We start from the raw sequence: 15,346 nt of genomic DNA, 5'->3' as shown, positions 1-15,346 counted from the left end.
AGCCGTGCATCATGGAATTGCTCCGGACGTGGGCGAGGAGGAGGGCTTCCCGGGAGGGCTATTCGTGCCATACACGACGACAAGTTCTTTATGGAGACGAAATCTGGTAAAATAGGGCTTAGTTTGCCGGGAGAGGGGAATCCTACACGCAATGGTACAGGAACAAATGGAGCAGGAACCATGGTATGAAAAAAGCTTCGGGCGGGACTATCTGCTCGTTTACAAGCATCGGGATATGCAGGGGGCGTACGAAGAGGTGCGCCGGATGATGGAATGGCTGGAGCTTCCGGAAGGCTCCGAAGTGCTCGATCTCTGCTGCGGGATGGGACGTCACTCCATGGCGCTTCACTCGTTCGGCTTCCGGGTGACGGGCGTCGACCTGTCCGAGGTGCTTCTGGAGGAAGCGGTCAAGGGGGATCCGACGGGCGAGGTGCGCTGGCTCCGGGGCGATATGCGAGACGTGCCGCTCGAGGGTCCCTTCGATGCCGTCGTCAACCTGTTCACCTCGTTCGGATACTTCGACGACGAGCGGGACAATAGCCGGGTGCTCCGCGAAATTCACCGGCTGCTCGCGCCGGGTGGACGCTTCATTATCGATTATCTGAACCCGTCCTTCGTACAGGAGCATCTGGTGCCCGCATCGGCCCGTGAGGAAGAAGGCATTCGCATCGAAGAGAAGCGGCGGATCGAGGACGGCTTCGTCAAAAAAACGATTGTGCTGCGGGACCTCCAGGGTGGCGGCGAACGGGAATACCGCGAGCAGGTGCGGTTGATTCCGCAGGAACGGTTCCTGGCTATGCTGCAGGAGGCCGGCCTCAAGGTGGATGCGGTCTATGGAGGCTACGATGCGGAGACTTACCGGGAAGCCGGCTCGAAGCGGATGATCTTTGTCGGCCGGAGGAGTGCTTAGCATGGCGGAAGAACGCAAAACAAACACCGCTGCACCGTCTCCTGTTACCTCCCATGAGGGAATCCTGCAGGTGAAGGTGCCGCTGCCGTTCCCGCTGCGCTGGGTGAACGCGTATCTCGTGCCGGGGGAGGCCGGGTGGACCCTGATCGATCCGGGCCTGCGCACCGAAGCGGCCGAGGGGCTGTGGGAGGCCGTGCTGGCGGAGCAGGGCATCCCCTGGAGCGGCATCGAACGGATCGTGCTGACACATCACCACCCGGATCATTACGGCCTCGCAGGCTGGTTCCAGGAGCGGACCGGCGCGCCGGTCTTCCTCTCGGAGAGAGGTCTCCGGCAGGTGCGCCTGCTCTGGGGCGAAGATCAGCCGATGACCGAGGGGCTCATGGGGCTGTTCCGCCGGCACGGCCTGCCCGAAGAGCTGGATGGGCCGATGCGCGGGCATATGGATGGCTTCGTGCTGTCCGTCTCGCCCCAGCCGCAGGTGACCTTGATCCGGGCGGGGGAGCTCTTCCGCCTCGGCGACGGGCTCTACGAGACGATCGAGACGCCGGGGCATGCCGCGGGACATCTCTGTTTTTATCGGCCGGAGACCGGCATCTTGTTCTGCGGCGATCATGTGCTGCCGCAGATCTCGCCGAACGTGAGCTACCTGCCGGGCGGCATCGACGAGAACCCGCTGGCGAGCTATCTGGCCAGCCTTGCGGATATCGCCCGCTGCGAGGTCCGGCTGGCGTTTCCGGGCCACCGGGAGCCGTTCGCGCACGTGGCACGCCGGGCGCAGGAGCTCATCGCGCATCATGAGGAGCGGCTGAATGCCATGTGCGGCCTGGTCGGTGCGGGGAGCACGGCGTATGAGGTGTGCCGCGCCGCCTTCGGCGACCGGCTAACGCTGCATCAGCTGAGGTTCGCCCTGTCGGAGACCCTGGCGCATCTGATCTGGCTGCGCGAAGCGGGCCGGCTGCGGGAGACGGAGGCGGACGGCCGGGTACGGTACGAGCCGGTATAGTCCGGCCAGGGTACGTCGCGATTTTGATAGGGAACATGTCATGGATGAAGCGGGCCGCAGGGCTCCTGCTGCTTCGGGTGGTACAGCCCGGGGCGGAGGGAGCGGCGGCCCGCATTATTTTTATGTGCTTCAGGCGTCAGGCGCGGTTCTAACGGACGGACGCGGATTCTGGGGCCGTTCTGCTTTCATAGAATGCCCCATTCGAAGAATCGCCCGGGCTTCGTCTCCTTCCTGAATCTGCCTGGGGCGCGGGAGCCTGAGCAGGGTAAGGGAGAAGGATGGATAATTTGCTCCCCCGCGGGAAAAATAAACCATCACGATTTCAACTTTACCGGAGGTGTCACCTATGACAACCAGCACAACACTATACACCGGCCGGCGTAAGGCGGCCTGGCTGGCTGCGGCCGTCCTGACCCTGTCCCTGATCACGGGCTGCGGCAAGGATGAGGCGGCGCCGGCGCCGGGGACCGATAACACCGGACAGCAGGCAGGGACGGCCCAGGGAGGTACGGCCGAAGGATCGAAGGGGGGTCAGACGGGAGACGCAGCCGCCGAGAAGCCGGCCGAGAAGGTCAGCCTGGCGCAAATCACTTACAGCGACGCGGACCGTAAGGGGATTGCCGATGTGGCGAAGATCCAGGAGCTTGGCAAGGTGTACGTGCCCCAGCAGGGAACGGCCGATGAGAAATTCGATCAGGTCGGGGGAGGACAAAAACAGGTAACGCTCAAGTATGCGAAGATGAGCATTATCGAATCCGCCAGCGAGATCAAGCCTGCCGGAACGGCAGAGAAGGAAGAGAATGTGACGCTGAAGCAGGGTTCCGGCAAGTTCGTCACCGTAGGCGGACAGGATACGCTCTATTTGAAGATGGATGATACGTTCATCGCGCTGCAGTCGGCCAAAGGACTGACGCGGGCTGAGCTGCAGGCGATCGCAGAGACCCTGGCTCCGCTCTGATAAAGGAATATGACGGCTGGACAGGCTTGGCCGGCAGCCGGGTTCAAGCAGACTAAGAACAGGAATGCCTTCCCCAGGAGGGGGCATTTCTGTTCTTTTACTTTTTTCGATATTTTTCGACTATCTAGGTAATTGAACCCACCCAATCGACAAATGGATGTCGAATGATATAATAGAACCACATCAAGGCACTCATACATCCTAGGAGGAATATTGTGAAAAAGCTGACTTTTACCGTTCTGACATCCGTTGTTGCCGCCTCTCTGATTGCTTCTGCCGCTGTAGCAGCGCCAAAAGAAGGCAAAGGCTCCTCTAAGGGTGCCGGCAGCGAGAAAGCCCAAAGCAGCACCAAAGCAGCGGCTACGAGCAGCAAAAGCGAGAAGCAGTTGAAAGTGAAAGTGAAGGAAGAAGAGGCTGTAACTGTAACCGGGGATACGTACGGCAAGGGTAAAGGCAAAGGCAAAGTGCCTCCTGGTCTGCAGCGTGCGTATGAGAACAACAAGAACAAGCCGTCCGGCGCGGTTCTGGGCGCACTGCTTCAGAAGTACGGCGTAGAAGTACAGACTCCGGAAGAGCTGTCCACGCTTGCCGAGGAGCTTGTAGTCCAAGGAGATCCGGAAACGGCTGTAGAGGTGCAGAAGGAAGCGGTGAAAGCCGACCTGAAGAACCTCAAGCTGTACAAAAAGCTCGCGCAGCTTCAGAAGAAGCTTGGCAAGGCTGAAGGCATCAAAGCTTTCGTCAATGGTGAAGAGCCGAAGTTCGAGGTTGCTCCGTTCATTAAAGACGGCAGCACGCTGGTACCGTTCCGCGCCATCGCGGAATCCCTGCAGGCGGAAGTGGCCTGGAATGCCGAAGAGCGTTCCGTTACCGTCACGCGCGGTGACACGGTAGTGAAGCTGTTCATCGGCAGCACGACAGCCATCGTGAACGGCGAAGAAGTCACGCTGGAAGTGGCGGCTCAGATCGAGAACGGTTCGACTGTGATTCCGGTTCGCTTCGTGAGCGAATCCCTGAACGCCGACGTACAGTGGGAGCCTGAATCCCAAAGCGTGGTTATCGTAGACGAGACGATTGCAGCGGATGAAACGGCTGCTGCAGAAGATGCGGCTGCGACGACGGAAGATGCAGCGGCAACGACAGAAACTACGACAGAAACAACGACAGAAACGACGGCTGATGCAACGGCGGAAGCTTCTTCCGATGCGTCCGCTGATGCGGCAGCGTCGACGGATACAAGCTCCGATGCTGCAGCTGCGGATGCGTCTGCTGACACGGCCATTCAATTCTAATCGAGTCTCTTTATACCAAAAGACGTCTGAGCCGGAAGGCTCAAGACGTCTTTTTTTCAAGCTGCCTATGAACATAAGGTCAGGCCGCTTCTTGTCCGTCAGGTGACCGGCTCCAGAGCGGCTTCCTTCTGGGCCTGCTTGCGGTGGGCGATCCGGGATGCGGCCGCGGCGGCGATGGCTCCGACGATATCGTCGAGGAACGTATGCTTGTGCTCGCCCCTTTTGTCATTCAGCCTTCCGATAATGCCCGGCTTCGACTTGTCGATATACCCGAAGTTCGTAAAGCCGATGCTTCCGTACACATTGACGATCGAGAGGGCCAGCACCTCGTCGCAGCCGTACAGGCTCTCGTCATTCTCGACCATCTCTTGAAGCGGGGAGAGGAGCTTGCCTTCCTCCGACAGCTTATCGAGCTGAATGCCGGTCAGAATGGCATTCTGCACTTCGCGCTTGGAGAGCACCTGCTCGACACTCTCGCGGCACTCCTCCTGCGTCAGGGAGTCGTAATAGCCGTTCTGCAAAAAATACGTCAGCTCCGTAATATCTTCCACCGTAACGCCCCGCTCTTCGAGCCAGGCTCTGGAGGCTTCGGCAACCTTCTTGCTGTTCAAGCTGTAGGGATTCATGGACGGGTAGCCTCCTTACGGTTCTGAGAAGAGCTGCAGTCGGTTTTTGCCGTGCTGCTTGGATACGTACATGGCCGCATCCGCGTACTTCAGGAGCGTTTCCAGATCGGGGCCGTCCTCCGGGTAGACGGATGCACCGATGGAGCAGGAGATCCGGACACTGAGTCCTCCGATGTCGAAGGGCTGGGTCAGCGTGTCTAGGATCCGCCTGCCGATCTTCAGAATATCCTCTTTGATCTCGAACTGCTGCAGCAGCAGCACGAATTCATCGCCGCCGAGGCGGCATACGGTATCGGGCTCCCGGATCGAGTGGGAGAGCCGCGAGGCCGCCAGGATCAGCAGCTCGTCCCCGGCGGCATGCCCGTACAAGTCGTTCACCTGCTTGAAGTCATCCATATCCAGATAGAGCACGGCAAGCTTATGGTGGTAGCGCCTGGCCATGTAGAAGGCCTGCATGAAACGGTCCTGGAACAGCCTGCGATTGGGCAGACCTGTCAGCGCATCATAGTAAGCCAGGCGGCTCAGGCGTTCCTCCTGCTGCTTGAACGCCGTGATATCCCGGGCGGCAATGACCGCATGCCCGTCGTCCAGCGGGTAGCCCCTGCCTTCAAGCCAGATCAGTCTGCCTCCGGGGAGCATCACACGGAAGGCCCGTGTGAAGGCCGTCCGGTGCTTCGCTAGCTCTAGACAGGCGTCTTCAAGCTCAGCCAGATCGGCGGCATAAACCGAGCCGGAGAGTAGGGAGCCGGCATTCCCGGCGGGCGCGACCCCAAGCGGCTCGCTCCCGTCCTGATCCACGAACCACAGCCAGTCCGGTGACTGTTGAAGCGCTCCGGCATACCAATTGTCCGGAATTTGTCCATGCAGACGGTTTTCCATGGCGGTTCACCTCTTTTTGGAAAAACACATCTATCATTATAGGGCGGGGGTTTGAGCCAAATCAAGAATGCCCCCGATGCCGGGAGGGAGCGGCAGGCGGGGCTTGGCACAAGTTTTAGTCATAAACTTGTCTCTTCCCCGTATACATGAAGTAAAACGGACAAACACCCCGTAAACCCAAGGAGGAAACGCCATGAAACCCTACCGCTGGACCCGGATCGCCGCCGCCGCCGGCCTTGTCGCCCTGCTGACTTCCGGCTGTTCGCTGCTTGAATCCAAAGACCAATCCCTGCAGATCGATCCTCCCCAGACGACCGGAACGGACGCAGTGCCGACAAGCGCGAAGGCGGCTTCGACGGCGATAGCCAATCCGATGCAGATCACGATTTATGCCAAGGATGAGAAAGGCTTCGTCGCACCGATCGCCATGCAGATCGAGAAGACCGAGAGTGCGGCCCGCAAGGCGCTGGAATACATGGTGGACGGGGGAGCGGTGCAGGGGCAGCTGCCGGCCGGCTTCACGAGCCTGCTCCCGAAGGGGACTGAGATCCGCGGTATCGACATCAACAAGGAACAAAAACTTGCTACTGTTGATTTCTCCAAAATGTTCACGGATTATAACCTGGCAGATGAACGGAAAATCCTGGAGGGCCTCACCTGGACCCTTACGAATTTCCCTTCGGTCGAGAAGGTGCAGATCCGCGTGGAGGGCAAAGCGCTGACCGAGATGCCGGTCGGTGAGACGCCGCTCGACGAACCCTTGACCCGAGCGATCGGCATCAACCTCGAGAAACCGGATCAGGTGGAGTACGGACAGACGACGCCGGTGACCCTGTACTTCCTGAACCAGAACCAGGAGGAGTTCACGTATTACGTGCCGGTCACCCGCCTGGTCAAACGGACGGATGAGATCGATGAGGCGGTCATCGAGCAGCTGATTGCCGGGCCCGATCAGAAGAAAGGCCTGACGGCCGTCATGCCGGGGGCGCAGCTGCTCAAGGTCAGCCGGGCGGATGGCGTCATTACCGTCAACTTCACGGAGACCATGCTCGGAGCGGACAAGAAGGCTCCGGCGGAAGCGCTCAAAGCTGTGGTGCTCTCGCTGACGGAGAATGCGGGTGCCGGAGCGAAGGTGCAGATCCTGGTCAACGGCGAGGCGAAGGTCGCCGCTACGGACAACCAGAGCTACGCGAAGCCGGTGGCCCGTCCTGCGGCCGTCAACCCGCTGAAGCTTTAAGACGCGGCTGTTTCGCATCGATCGTCCTGCCTGCCTTCCAGCGCCTTTCCCCCGGAGAAACCCGGAGGAAGGCGCTGTGTGTTTTTATGGAGCTGATAGTGCGGACCGGGGTTTGGATTTCCAGGGGGCCTCTGTTACAATGGGAGTCGTCAAGCCAAAGGAGGATTCAGGAAGCACATGAGAAACGATGGCAGAAAAGCGGATGAAACGAGACCTTTAACGATTACAGCTCATTATAATAAACATGCCGAAGGCTCGGTTCTGATCGAAATGGGAGATACCAAAGTCATCTGTACGGCAACCGTGGAGGAGCGGGTTCCCCCGTTCATGAAAGGCCAGGGCAAAGGCTGGGTCACGGCGGAATACTCGATGCTGCCGCGGGCGACCAATGTCCGGAACCAGCGCGAGGCGGCGAAGGGCAAGCTCGGCGGCCGGACGATGGAGATTCAGCGGCTGATCGGCCGGGCGCTTCGGAGCGTCGTCAGCCTGGAGGCGCTCGGAGAGCGCTCGGTGACGCTGGACTGCGACGTCATTCAAGCCGACGGGGGGACGCGGACCACATCGATCACCGGAGCCTTCGTGGCGATGGTCTTCGCGATGGACAAGATCGCCCGCGAGAAGAACCTGAGCCGGTTCCCGGTGAACGATTTCCTGGCATCCGTCTCGGTCGGTGTCATTGGAGAGACCCCTTATCTCGACCTCAACTATGAGGAGGATTCGAAAGCCAAAGTCGATATGAACGTCGTCATGACGGGCGGCGGGGCCTTCGTGGAAGTGCAGGGCACGGGCGAAGAAGCGCCGTTCACCCGCAGGGAGCTCGACGAGCTGCTGGGGCTCGCCGAAGGCGGCATCCTCAGCCTGATCGAGGAGCAGAAGCGGGTGCTCGGCCCGATCGCAGACAAGATCAAGGGAGCTTCCCATGCGGCAGCTCGGAGCTGAGGTCGTCATCGCGACCCGGAATGCCGGCAAGGTCCGTGAGTTCGCAGCCCTCTTCGGACAGCAGGGGATCGCGGTGAAGAGCCTGCTCGATTATCCGTCGATCCCGGACATTCCGGAGGACGGGGAGACCTTCGCGGCCAATGCGCTGATCAAGGCGAGAGCGGTGGCGCGGCATCTCGGCGTATCGGCGCTGGCCGATGACTCCGGGCTGTGCGTCGACCGGCTCGGCGGGGCGCCGGGCGTGTACTCGGCCCGCTATGCCGGCGAGCCCTCGAACGATGCGGCGAACAACCGCAAGCTGCTCGAAGAGCTGCGCCGCCTTAGCCCCGCTGGGGAGCCTGCGGACGGGGCACCGGCGCTGCTGAGCACCGCCCGCTTCGTCTGCGCGATGGCGCTCGTCGACGCCGAAGGGCGGACGGCCGCCGAGGTCGAAGGCACCTGCGAAGGCGCGATCATCGGCGAGCCGCGCGGCGAGGGCGGCTTCGGGTACGATCCGCTCTTCTATGTGCCGCAGCTCGGCCGCACGCTCTCGGAGCTGCCGATGGAAGAGAAGAATAAGCTGAGCCACAGGGGAGCGGCCATGCGCAGGCTGATGGATCTCCTCTCTGGCGGCGCTCCTTCCTTGTAAGCCCAAGGTGCGCTGCGGGCTTGTCAGCCGGGTATGGAGATATGGGCGTGGCAGGAAGACTGCCTGCCTAGACCTCCATTCGAGAAGACGCAGAGCCCAAAATAACCTGCGGCGGGGTGCCGCAGGCTGGATAGGAAAAGGCCCGCAGCGGGCAGTCCGGCTGCGGGCCTTCTCTCTGTTGTATGCACCGTCCGGAGTCCGCGCCGGCTTACCGGATGGAGACTTTGTACTGCCGCAGCCAGGTATCGACCTGCGCCAGATAGGCGAAGAGCTGGGGGCCGGTCATCAGCTGGCCGAACCACGGAAGATCGAATTTGCCGCCGTCGTCCTCGGCCAGGGCCCGGATTTTGGCCACGTCGATGAACTGCAGCAGCGGAGAGGACGAATCGTCCAGAATCTCCAGCACCCACGAACGGACCGCCGCCAGATAGTTCGGGTTGTGCGTTTTCGGGTAGGGGCTTTTTTTGCGCGTCAGCACATCCTCGGGAAGCACGCCGCGCAGCGCTTTGCGGAGAATGCCCTTCTCCCGGTCGCCGCTCGTCTTGATCTCCCACGGGATGTTCCACACGTACTCGACCAGCCGGTGGTCGCAGAACGGGACGCGGACTTCGAGTCCTACGGCCATGCTCATGCGGTCCTTGCGGTCGAGCAGCGTCGGCATGAAGCGGGTGATGTTGAGGTAGGACATCTCGCGCATCCGGTTCTGCTGACCGTTCTCGCCGGCCAGACGGGGTACCTCGGAGAGCGCCTGCCTATAGCGTTCCTTGACGTACTGCTCGGGCTTCACCCAATCGACGAAGTCCTTGGAGAGCAGGTTCACGCGGTCCGGGGTAGCGAGCGACCAAGGGAACGTGTCGGCGTTCAGGGCCTCCTCGCGGTGGAACCACGGGTAGCCTCCGAAGATCTCGTCGGCGGCTTCGCCCGAGATCGCTACAGTCGCATGCTTTTTGATCTCCCGGCAGAACAGGTAGAGCGAGCCGTCGACGTCGGCCATGCCCGGCAGGTCGCGTGCGCTGACCACCTGGCGCAGCGCATCGACGAGCTCGGGCGTATCGAATTCGATCGGGTGGTGCACGGTGCCGAGATGATCGGTCATCCGCTGGATCCAGGGGGCGTCGGCGTTCGGCTGGAAGGCGTTCGCCTTGAAATGCTTATCGTTGTCGACGTAATCGACGGAGAACGTATGCAGGGTGCCGAGCCCCTGCTCCTTATAGTAGGATGCGGCCAGGGAGGTCAGCGCGCTGGAATCGAGGCCCCCCGAGAGCAGGGTGCAGACCGGCACGTCGGAGGCGAGCTGGCGGATCACCGTATCCCGCAGAAGCTCCTGGACTCTGGCCGCTGTCGCCTCCACGTCGTCTTCATGCGGTCTGCTCTCGAGCTTCCAGTAAGCGCGGACACGCAGGCCGTTCGCGTCAAGTGTCAGGCAGTGACCGGGCTTCAGCTCGGTCAGATTCTTATAAACTCCATGCCCCGGCGTGCGTGCGGGTCCTACCGCGAAGATCTCCGCCAGGCCTTCCCCGTTGATCTGGGCCGGAAAGTCCGGATGCGCCAAAATCGCCTTCGGCTCCGAACCGAACAGCAGCCGGCCTTCCGTATACGCATAAAAGAACGGCTTAACCCCAAGCCGGTCCCGGGCTGCGAACAGCGATTGCTCTTCGTTGTTCCAAGCGGCAAAAGCAAAGATGCCGTTGAACCGGTCAACGCAGCCGGGCCCCCATTCGACATAGGCGGCCAGCAGCACTTCCGTATCGCAGGTCGTCCGGAACCGGTGGCCGCGTTCTTCGAGTTCCTTCTTGAGCTCCGGTGCGTTATAAAGCTCCCCGTTGTACACTACGGCGAACGTGTTCTCGCCGACTTTACGCGTCATCGGCTGGGCACCGTTCGCGGGGTCCATGACGCTGAGGCGCCGGTGGCCAAGCGCGCAGCGGGGCACGATCCAGGTTCCGGCCGCATCCGGTCCGCGCGGTGCCAGCGTATCCGTCATATTCTCGAGAACGGACGGATGCTGGGTCAAATCCTTGTTCCAATCGATCCATCCCGTGATTCCACACATAGCCTTCATCCTCTCTGCTCTCTAGAATGTCTCGGCCCTACGGCTGCATGCGACAGCAAGATGATAAAGGTTATGCGGCCCAAAAGCGGAACATGTCTGTCCGGCCCCGCCTTCCGTCCCAAAAACTTGCCGAAGAAATGGACAAACCGTCGAAGAAAAGTTACACTATCTGAAGAGCGCAATGGATCATCAAACACGCAAAGGTGGATTACGTATGAAAAAAGCGTTATCACAGCAACAAAAAGAATATAAAGAAGCCAAGGAACACTTCGAGCAAACCAACAAGGACTTCGAGCAGAAGCTCGCGGCTACCAAGCTGCTGGGTACGGTGAACCAGGAGACCATGGAGCGTTTGGTCGAAGATACGGGCCTGCATACGGCGCTCAACCGTCTCGGTGCCGCCGAATCCGCTTTGCTCAAGTGGTCCAAAGAGATGATCAAGAAGGAAAAGGACTATCTTCAGAACAAGGAAGCGGTAGATCGCATGTATGCCTTCATTGATAAGAACCCGCACATTAAGGCCCAGCTCATTCAAGCGGCCATGAATATGAACTAATTCAACCTACTTATGAACAAGCCTTCCTAAGGCTTGACCGATCCCCCGCAGCCGGGATGCTGAGAACTTAACCAGCATCCCGGCTGTTTTTTTCTGCCCTGGCAGGGAATGCGGGGAGGCGCGGCCGGCCTGGAGACGGTACCGGAACGTTTTGCGCATAGGAACTTCACGATTCCGGCATCCTACAAGGAAGAAGCTGGGAACATTAGGGATGAGGACGGGGAGGAGGGGACGAATGGCTGCCGGGATTTCCATGCTGCAGATGGCGATGATTCTTATGGCGTCGGTAGGACTGATGAACCATGTGCTTGTCATTCCGGTCATACTGGATACGGCAGGCCGCGATGCCTGGGTTTCGGCCCTGCTCTGCCTGCCCGTTCTTCTGCTGTGGAGCGTCTGCCTCATCGTGATCGTGAAGCGCAGCGGAGGACGTCCGCTGCTGGAATGGATCCGGGAGCGGACGGGGCGGGTGGTCTCGGGCCTGATCCGCCTGCTGCTTCTCCTGTATCTGCTGCTGGAGGTTTTTATCACGGTCAAGGACACGGTAATCTGGGCGGCATCCTCCTACCTCCCCGAGACCCCTGTTCTTTCGCTGGCTGTCCTCCTGCTGCTGCTGTGCTTCGTGGCGGCCCGCTCGGGAGTAATGTGCATTGCGATCATGACGGGCATTCTTCTGCCCCTGATCGTCATTCTGGGCTGGTTCGTGGCGTTCGGCAATATCCCGAACAAGGATTATTCGCTGCTCTTCCCCCTGATGGAGGAGGGGACGGCGCCGCTGCTGCACGGGATGGCCCTGTCGTTGGGGGCTCAAGCGGAGATCGTTCTCCTCGTCTTCCTGCAGCATCACATCCGCAGCTCCGTCCGGTGGTGGCACCTGGCTCTGCTTGTCGTTATCCTCGTGGGCCTTACCGCCGGGCCTGTCACAGGTTCGATCGCCGAATTCGGCCCGGTGGAGGCCGCCAAGCAGCGCTATCCCGCTTTTGAGCAGTGGAAGCTGGTCATCTTCCGGGACAACGTCGAACGGCTGGATTTTCTGTCGATCTACCAGTGGTTCGCGGGTGCCTTCATCCGTGTGTCCATGTACTACACGATGCTGGCCGAGCTCCTGCCGGTGAAGCGGCAGCGGACGGAGGATCTGCTGCTGCTGGGGGTAACGGCCGGCATCCTGGCGCTCTGCGCGGTGCCTTGGCCGGATGTGCTGTTCTACGATTGGCTCAAAGCTTACTATCTTCCGGGCTCGCTTGCCGGCTGGGGACTGATGACCCTCCTGCTGCTCGGCATAGCGCTTGTCGCGAAGAGAAAGGAGGGGCGTACCCGTGATCACGCAAGGCTGGACTAAGGAGCGGCTGGAGGCACTGTTCCTACGCTGCCAGGACGTCAAGACGCATGGACTGCCCGGGGAAGAAGGTGTGCTGCTGTACTGCGAGGGGCTGTCCGGCACCGAACGGCTCGTCGAGAACTTGTCGGAGGGCCTGGAGGAGAGGATCCAGGAGGCTCGTCTGTGGCTTCCGCTGCCTGTGGAACGGCTGCCGCCAGGAATTACGGGGGAGGCGCTGGCGGAGCAGCTCTTCTCCGGCAAAGCGCTGCTGTATTTTGACGATTCGGGGGCCCTGTACAGTGTGGACTGCGCCGCAAGGCCGGAGCGGACACCGGAGGAGTCGACGACCGAGCCGACCAACTACGGGCCGAAGGACGGCTTCATCGAGCAGCTGACGGTGAATGTGGCGCTGATCCGCAAGCGGCTCAAGACGGAGAAGCTGGCGTGCGAGCAGATGGTGATCGGAAGCCGGAGCAGGACCCGCGTCGCCCTGCTCTACATGGAAGATCTCCTCGAGGAGAGCACGCTGCTGCAGGTGCGGGAACGTCTGCATGCCATCGACACCGGGGCGCTCATGACCAACGAGCAGCTCAAGGTGATGCTGCAGCGGCCGGGGTTCGGCTTCCTGCCGATGATGTACAATTCGACCCGGCCGGACATGGCGGTCGAAAGCCTGATGAACGGCCGGTTCGTCCTGCTCATGGACGGGATTCCGAACGTGCTGATCGCCCCCGTGAATCTCTCGTATCTGCTGACCGGCGCCGAAGATGCCCACATGCCGCTGGCCTTCAATTATGTAAGTATGCTTATGCGCAGATTCGGCTTCGTGGTGACGCTGCTGCTCCCGGGCTTCTGGACGGCGCTGACGACTTATCATCAGGATCAGATTCCGTTTCCCCTGCTGGCGACGATCTCCGTCCAGAACATGGGGACGCCGATAGCGGGGCCGCTGGAGCTGCTGCTCATGCTGTTTATGTTCCAGCTGTTCTTCGAAGCCGGCATCCGCCTGCCGAGCACGCTCGGTCCTTCGATCTCCGTTGTAGGGGGGCTGATCATCGGCGATGCGATCATCGATGCGGGCCTTTCCTCCCCGGCGTCACTTGTGGTGGCGGCTGTAACCTCGATCTCCCAGTTTGTGCTGTCGGGAGGCTTGTTCGGCGTCGGGGTGGGCCTCATCCGCGTGTACGTCTTCCTGCTGTCGGCGGTCTTCGGGTTGTTCGGCTTCTTCACGGGAGCCTTCTCGGTACTCGTCTACATGGCGAATCTCCGCTCCTTCGGCGTCCCATTCCTGTCTCCGTTCTCTCCTCCGGTCTGGAAGGATCTGCGCTTCGTATTCTCCCGGATGCCAAGGGGCGAGGAGCGCCGGCGGCCGGCGGCCCTGAAGCTCCGTCTGCCGAGCAAGAAGGATGGGGTGGGGGAGGGAGAGGCGTGACCGCGTTCCGTAAAAGAGGGCTGTCCCTTCTGCAGCTGCCTGCGCTTCTTCTGTCCTTCCTTCTCCTCTCCGGGTGCTGGAACGCCAACGATGTCGACGAGCTGGACTACGTCAATGCCGTTGGGATCGACTATCTTCCGGACGAGAAGCAGTTTGTGGTGTATGCGCAGCTCATTTCTTTCTCCAAGGTCGCCAAGGGGGAGGGAAATCAGGACGTGAAGCCCATACCGACCTGGATTGCCGAAGGACGGGGCAAGAGCTACATTGAAGCCGTCGGCCGGATCATGGCCAATTCCGAGCACAAGCTGTACTGGGGGCATGTAACCTCACTGCTGCTTGGGGATACGCTGCTGCGGACAACCAATGTCTCCGAAGTGCTTGAATCCTTTTTCCGCTATTATGAGATGCGATATACGATGTGGGTGTTCGGGACACGTGACAGCATACCGGCGATGTTCGTCGCCTCTCCGAATTTCGAGCGCACCCGCCTCGGCATGATTCTGCATACGCCGGAAGACAATTACTTCGCCTCGTCGAGCATCCGGCCGATCCGGCTGAGCCGCTTCATGGCCGGCTTTTATGAGCCGTACCGCTGCATCCTGCTGCCCTCGATATCGCTTTCGAAGGAGCACTGGAGGAAGAACCTGGAGCCGATCCCCTCCCAGCGCATCAGCGGAGCTTATCTTATCCAGGGGCAGAAAACCTTGGGGGCCCTTTCGATGGAGCAGCTTCAAGGGCTGCACTGGCTGGAGCCGACAACCCACAGGGCCTGGCTGGATATTGAAGAAGGGGGAGAAGAGACCGCGATCCTGCGGATGCGCAAGCCCCGGTACACGATCATCGAGGCCGAGGAAAAGGGAGCGCCGGTCTACGACCTGGAGGTATCCGTGCAGGGCACGGTGTCCGAGCTGAAGCGCCCCATGACGGAGGAGGAGCTGGCGGACAAGGCCGCGCGCCTCATTGAGGAAGAGATCCGCCGGACCTATGCGGCGGGCCAGAAGCTGAAGGGGGATCTGTACGGGCTGCAGCAGCACCGGTACCGGACCGCCGTCATCCTGCCGCCCCGGCAGAGTGGGGAGCTGGCGGCAGAGAAGCTGAAGGAGAGCTCGCTGCGGAATGTCCGCGTCAAGCCCTATATTGTCTCCGGAGGCAAGTATACCCTGGAGAGATATAAACCGCGGTAGGAGGAGTGCGGCGGCGGGCGGGGAGACCCTTAGGCTTCTGGTTTATCCTCACCCATGCGGATAGCGGCCCGGATAGCGCAAGTCTGACCCGGAAGGTTACGGAGCTCAGCGGCAGCAGTGGATTCACCGCCTATGGAGGCCCTTTCGTCAGCCGGTCTATCAGCCGGGCTCTTCGGCTTCGCAAGCGGGGGCTTTACCCCGCCGGCGTTTGTCTCTTTGGCCCGGCGATTGCGCTTGATGACCGGTGGGGCGGCCGCCGCAGCACAAGGGCCGTCTTTGCTTTCACGGGCTATTTCGGGTACACTGGCTTTCATAGATGCCCTAGCGGGAA

14 protein-coding genes are annotated in these 15,346 nt (G+C 60.8%); 11 read left to right on the top strand and 3 right to left on the bottom strand.

Going from position 1 to position 15,346, the window contains the following annotated elements; all coding sequences use genetic code 11:
* The first annotated feature begins 151 nt into the window (after positions 1-151).
* The 4 genes from ACP26L_RS29175 to ACP26L_RS29160 all read left to right on the top strand — a co-directional run bounded on the left by ACP26L_RS29175 (position 152) and on the right by ACP26L_RS29160 (position 4,163).
* Entirely contained in the window at positions 152-910 is a 759-nt protein-coding gene (locus ACP26L_RS29175) for a class I SAM-dependent methyltransferase (RefSeq protein ID WP_426448744.1), read from the top strand.
* Position 911: 1 nt separating this feature from the next.
* Positions 912-1,916 (top strand): MBL fold metallo-hydrolase, encoded by a 1,005-nt coding sequence (locus ACP26L_RS29170; RefSeq protein ID WP_426448742.1) that lies wholly within the window; start codon positions 912-914, stop codon positions 1,914-1,916.
* A 346-nt stretch (positions 1,917-2,262) separates the two neighbouring features.
* Positions 2,263-2,874, top strand: a complete 612-nt coding sequence (locus ACP26L_RS29165) for a hypothetical protein (RefSeq protein WP_426448740.1) — start codon at positions 2,263-2,265, stop codon at positions 2,872-2,874.
* A 215-nt stretch (positions 2,875-3,089) separates the two neighbouring features.
* Positions 3,090-4,163, top strand: coding sequence for a copper amine oxidase N-terminal domain-containing protein (locus ACP26L_RS29160; protein ID WP_426448738.1), 1,074 nt, complete (start codon positions 3,090-3,092; stop codon positions 4,161-4,163).
* A 98-nt stretch (positions 4,164-4,261) separates the two neighbouring features.
* Here ACP26L_RS29160 and ACP26L_RS29155 read toward each other — a convergent pair whose 3' ends face one another.
* Complete coding sequence (locus ACP26L_RS29155; protein ID WP_426448736.1) at positions 4,262-4,789, bottom strand: phosphatidylglycerophosphatase A family protein; 528 nt, start codon at positions 4,787-4,789, stop codon at positions 4,262-4,264.
* Positions 4,790-4,804: 15 nt separating this feature from the next.
* Positions 4,805-5,668, bottom strand: a complete 864-nt coding sequence (locus tag ACP26L_RS29150) for a diguanylate cyclase domain-containing protein (protein ID WP_426448735.1) — start codon at positions 5,666-5,668, stop codon at positions 4,805-4,807.
* 193 nt (positions 5,669-5,861) lie between these two features.
* Between ACP26L_RS29150 and ACP26L_RS29145 the strand changes: the two genes are divergently transcribed.
* From ACP26L_RS29145 to ACP26L_RS29135, 3 genes are all read left to right on the top strand, one after another.
* Positions 5,862-6,905, top strand: coding sequence for a GerMN domain-containing protein (locus ACP26L_RS29145; RefSeq protein ID WP_426448733.1), 1,044 nt, complete (start codon positions 5,862-5,864; stop codon positions 6,903-6,905).
* Between the two features lie 177 nt (positions 6,906-7,082).
* Positions 7,083-7,844 (top strand): ribonuclease PH, encoded by a 762-nt coding sequence (gene rph / locus ACP26L_RS29140; protein ID WP_426448731.1) that lies wholly within the window; start codon positions 7,083-7,085, stop codon positions 7,842-7,844.
* A complete protein-coding gene (locus ACP26L_RS29135) occupies positions 7,825-8,472 on the top strand; it encodes an XTP/dITP diphosphatase (RefSeq protein ID WP_426448730.1) in 648 nt (215 codons plus the stop codon). The genes rph and ACP26L_RS29135 overlap by 20 nt, the downstream gene beginning before the upstream one ends.
* Positions 8,473-8,680: 208 nt before the next feature.
* On the opposite strand, the gene asnB is transcribed toward ACP26L_RS29135, so the two are convergent.
* Positions 8,681-10,525 (bottom strand): asparagine synthase (glutamine-hydrolyzing), encoded by a 1,845-nt coding sequence (gene asnB, locus ACP26L_RS29130; RefSeq protein WP_426455138.1) that lies wholly within the window; start codon positions 10,523-10,525, stop codon positions 8,681-8,683.
* Positions 10,526-10,739: 214 nt separating this feature from the next.
* Here asnB and ACP26L_RS29125 point away from each other — a divergent pair, with 214 nt between their 5' ends.
* The 4 genes from ACP26L_RS29125 to ACP26L_RS29110 all read left to right on the top strand — a co-directional run bounded on the left by ACP26L_RS29125 (position 10,740) and on the right by ACP26L_RS29110 (position 15,015).
* Positions 10,740-11,081 (top strand): hypothetical protein, encoded by a 342-nt coding sequence (locus ACP26L_RS29125; protein ID WP_013920157.1) that lies wholly within the window; start codon positions 10,740-10,742, stop codon positions 11,079-11,081.
* A 235-nt stretch (positions 11,082-11,316) separates the two neighbouring features.
* Positions 11,317-12,420 carry an endospore germination permease gene (locus ACP26L_RS29120; RefSeq protein ID WP_426448728.1) on the top strand — a complete coding sequence of 368 codons (1,104 nt, stop codon included), beginning with the start codon at positions 11,317-11,319 and terminating at the stop codon, positions 12,418-12,420.
* On the top strand, positions 12,398-13,831 hold the full coding sequence (locus ACP26L_RS29115; protein ID WP_426448726.1) for a spore germination protein: 1,434 nt from the start codon (positions 12,398-12,400) through the stop codon (positions 13,829-13,831). Before ACP26L_RS29120 ends, ACP26L_RS29115 begins: the two co-directional genes overlap by 23 nt.
* Positions 13,828-15,015 carry a Ger(x)C family spore germination protein gene (locus tag ACP26L_RS29110; protein ID WP_426448724.1) on the top strand — a complete coding sequence of 396 codons (1,188 nt, stop codon included), beginning with the start codon at positions 13,828-13,830 and terminating at the stop codon, positions 15,013-15,015. Before ACP26L_RS29115 ends, ACP26L_RS29110 begins: the two co-directional genes overlap by 4 nt.
* Positions 15,016-15,346: the final 331 nt, after the last annotated feature.

It is taken from the genome of Paenibacillus sp. S-38 (assembly GCF_049942825.1).
Classification (GTDB): domain Bacteria; phylum Bacillota; class Bacilli; order Paenibacillales; family NBRC-103111; genus Paenibacillus_G.
Note: the sequence above shows the minus strand (reverse complement) of the source record. Positions and strands in the feature narration are given on the sequence as shown.

What these genes read in the sequence shown, in the direction of transcription:
- ACP26L_RS29175 (WP_426448744.1), top strand. Translation starts at nt 152, where the DNA reads ATGGTACAGGAACAAATGGAGCAGGAACCATGGTATGAAAAAAGCTTC.
- ACP26L_RS29170 (WP_426448742.1), top strand. Translation starts at nt 912, where the DNA reads ATGGCGGAAGAACGCAAAACAAACACCGCTGCACCGTCTCCTGTTACC.
- ACP26L_RS29165 (WP_426448740.1), top strand. Translation starts at nt 2,263, where the DNA reads ATGACAACCAGCACAACACTATACACCGGCCGGCGTAAGGCGGCCTGG.
- ACP26L_RS29155 (WP_426448736.1), bottom strand. Translation starts at nt 4,789, where the DNA reads ATGAATCCCTACAGCTTGAACAGCAAGAAGGTTGCCGAAGCCTCCAGA.
- ACP26L_RS29150 (WP_426448735.1), bottom strand. Translation starts at nt 5,668, where the DNA reads ATGGAAAACCGTCTGCATGGACAAATTCCGGACAATTGGTATGCCGGA.
- ACP26L_RS29145 (WP_426448733.1), top strand. Translation starts at nt 5,862, where the DNA reads ATGAAACCCTACCGCTGGACCCGGATCGCCGCCGCCGCCGGCCTTGTC.
- rph (WP_426448731.1), top strand. Translation starts at nt 7,083, where the DNA reads ATGAGAAACGATGGCAGAAAAGCGGATGAAACGAGACCTTTAACGATT.
- ACP26L_RS29135 (WP_426448730.1), top strand. Translation starts at nt 7,825, where the DNA reads ATGCGGCAGCTCGGAGCTGAGGTCGTCATCGCGACCCGGAATGCCGGC.
- asnB (WP_426455138.1), bottom strand. Translation starts at nt 10,525, where the DNA reads ATGTGTGGAATCACGGGATGGATCGATTGGAACAAGGATTTGACCCAG.
- ACP26L_RS29125 (WP_013920157.1), top strand. Translation starts at nt 10,740, where the DNA reads ATGAAAAAAGCGTTATCACAGCAACAAAAAGAATATAAAGAAGCCAAG.
- ACP26L_RS29120 (WP_426448728.1), top strand. Translation starts at nt 11,317, where the DNA reads ATGGCTGCCGGGATTTCCATGCTGCAGATGGCGATGATTCTTATGGCG.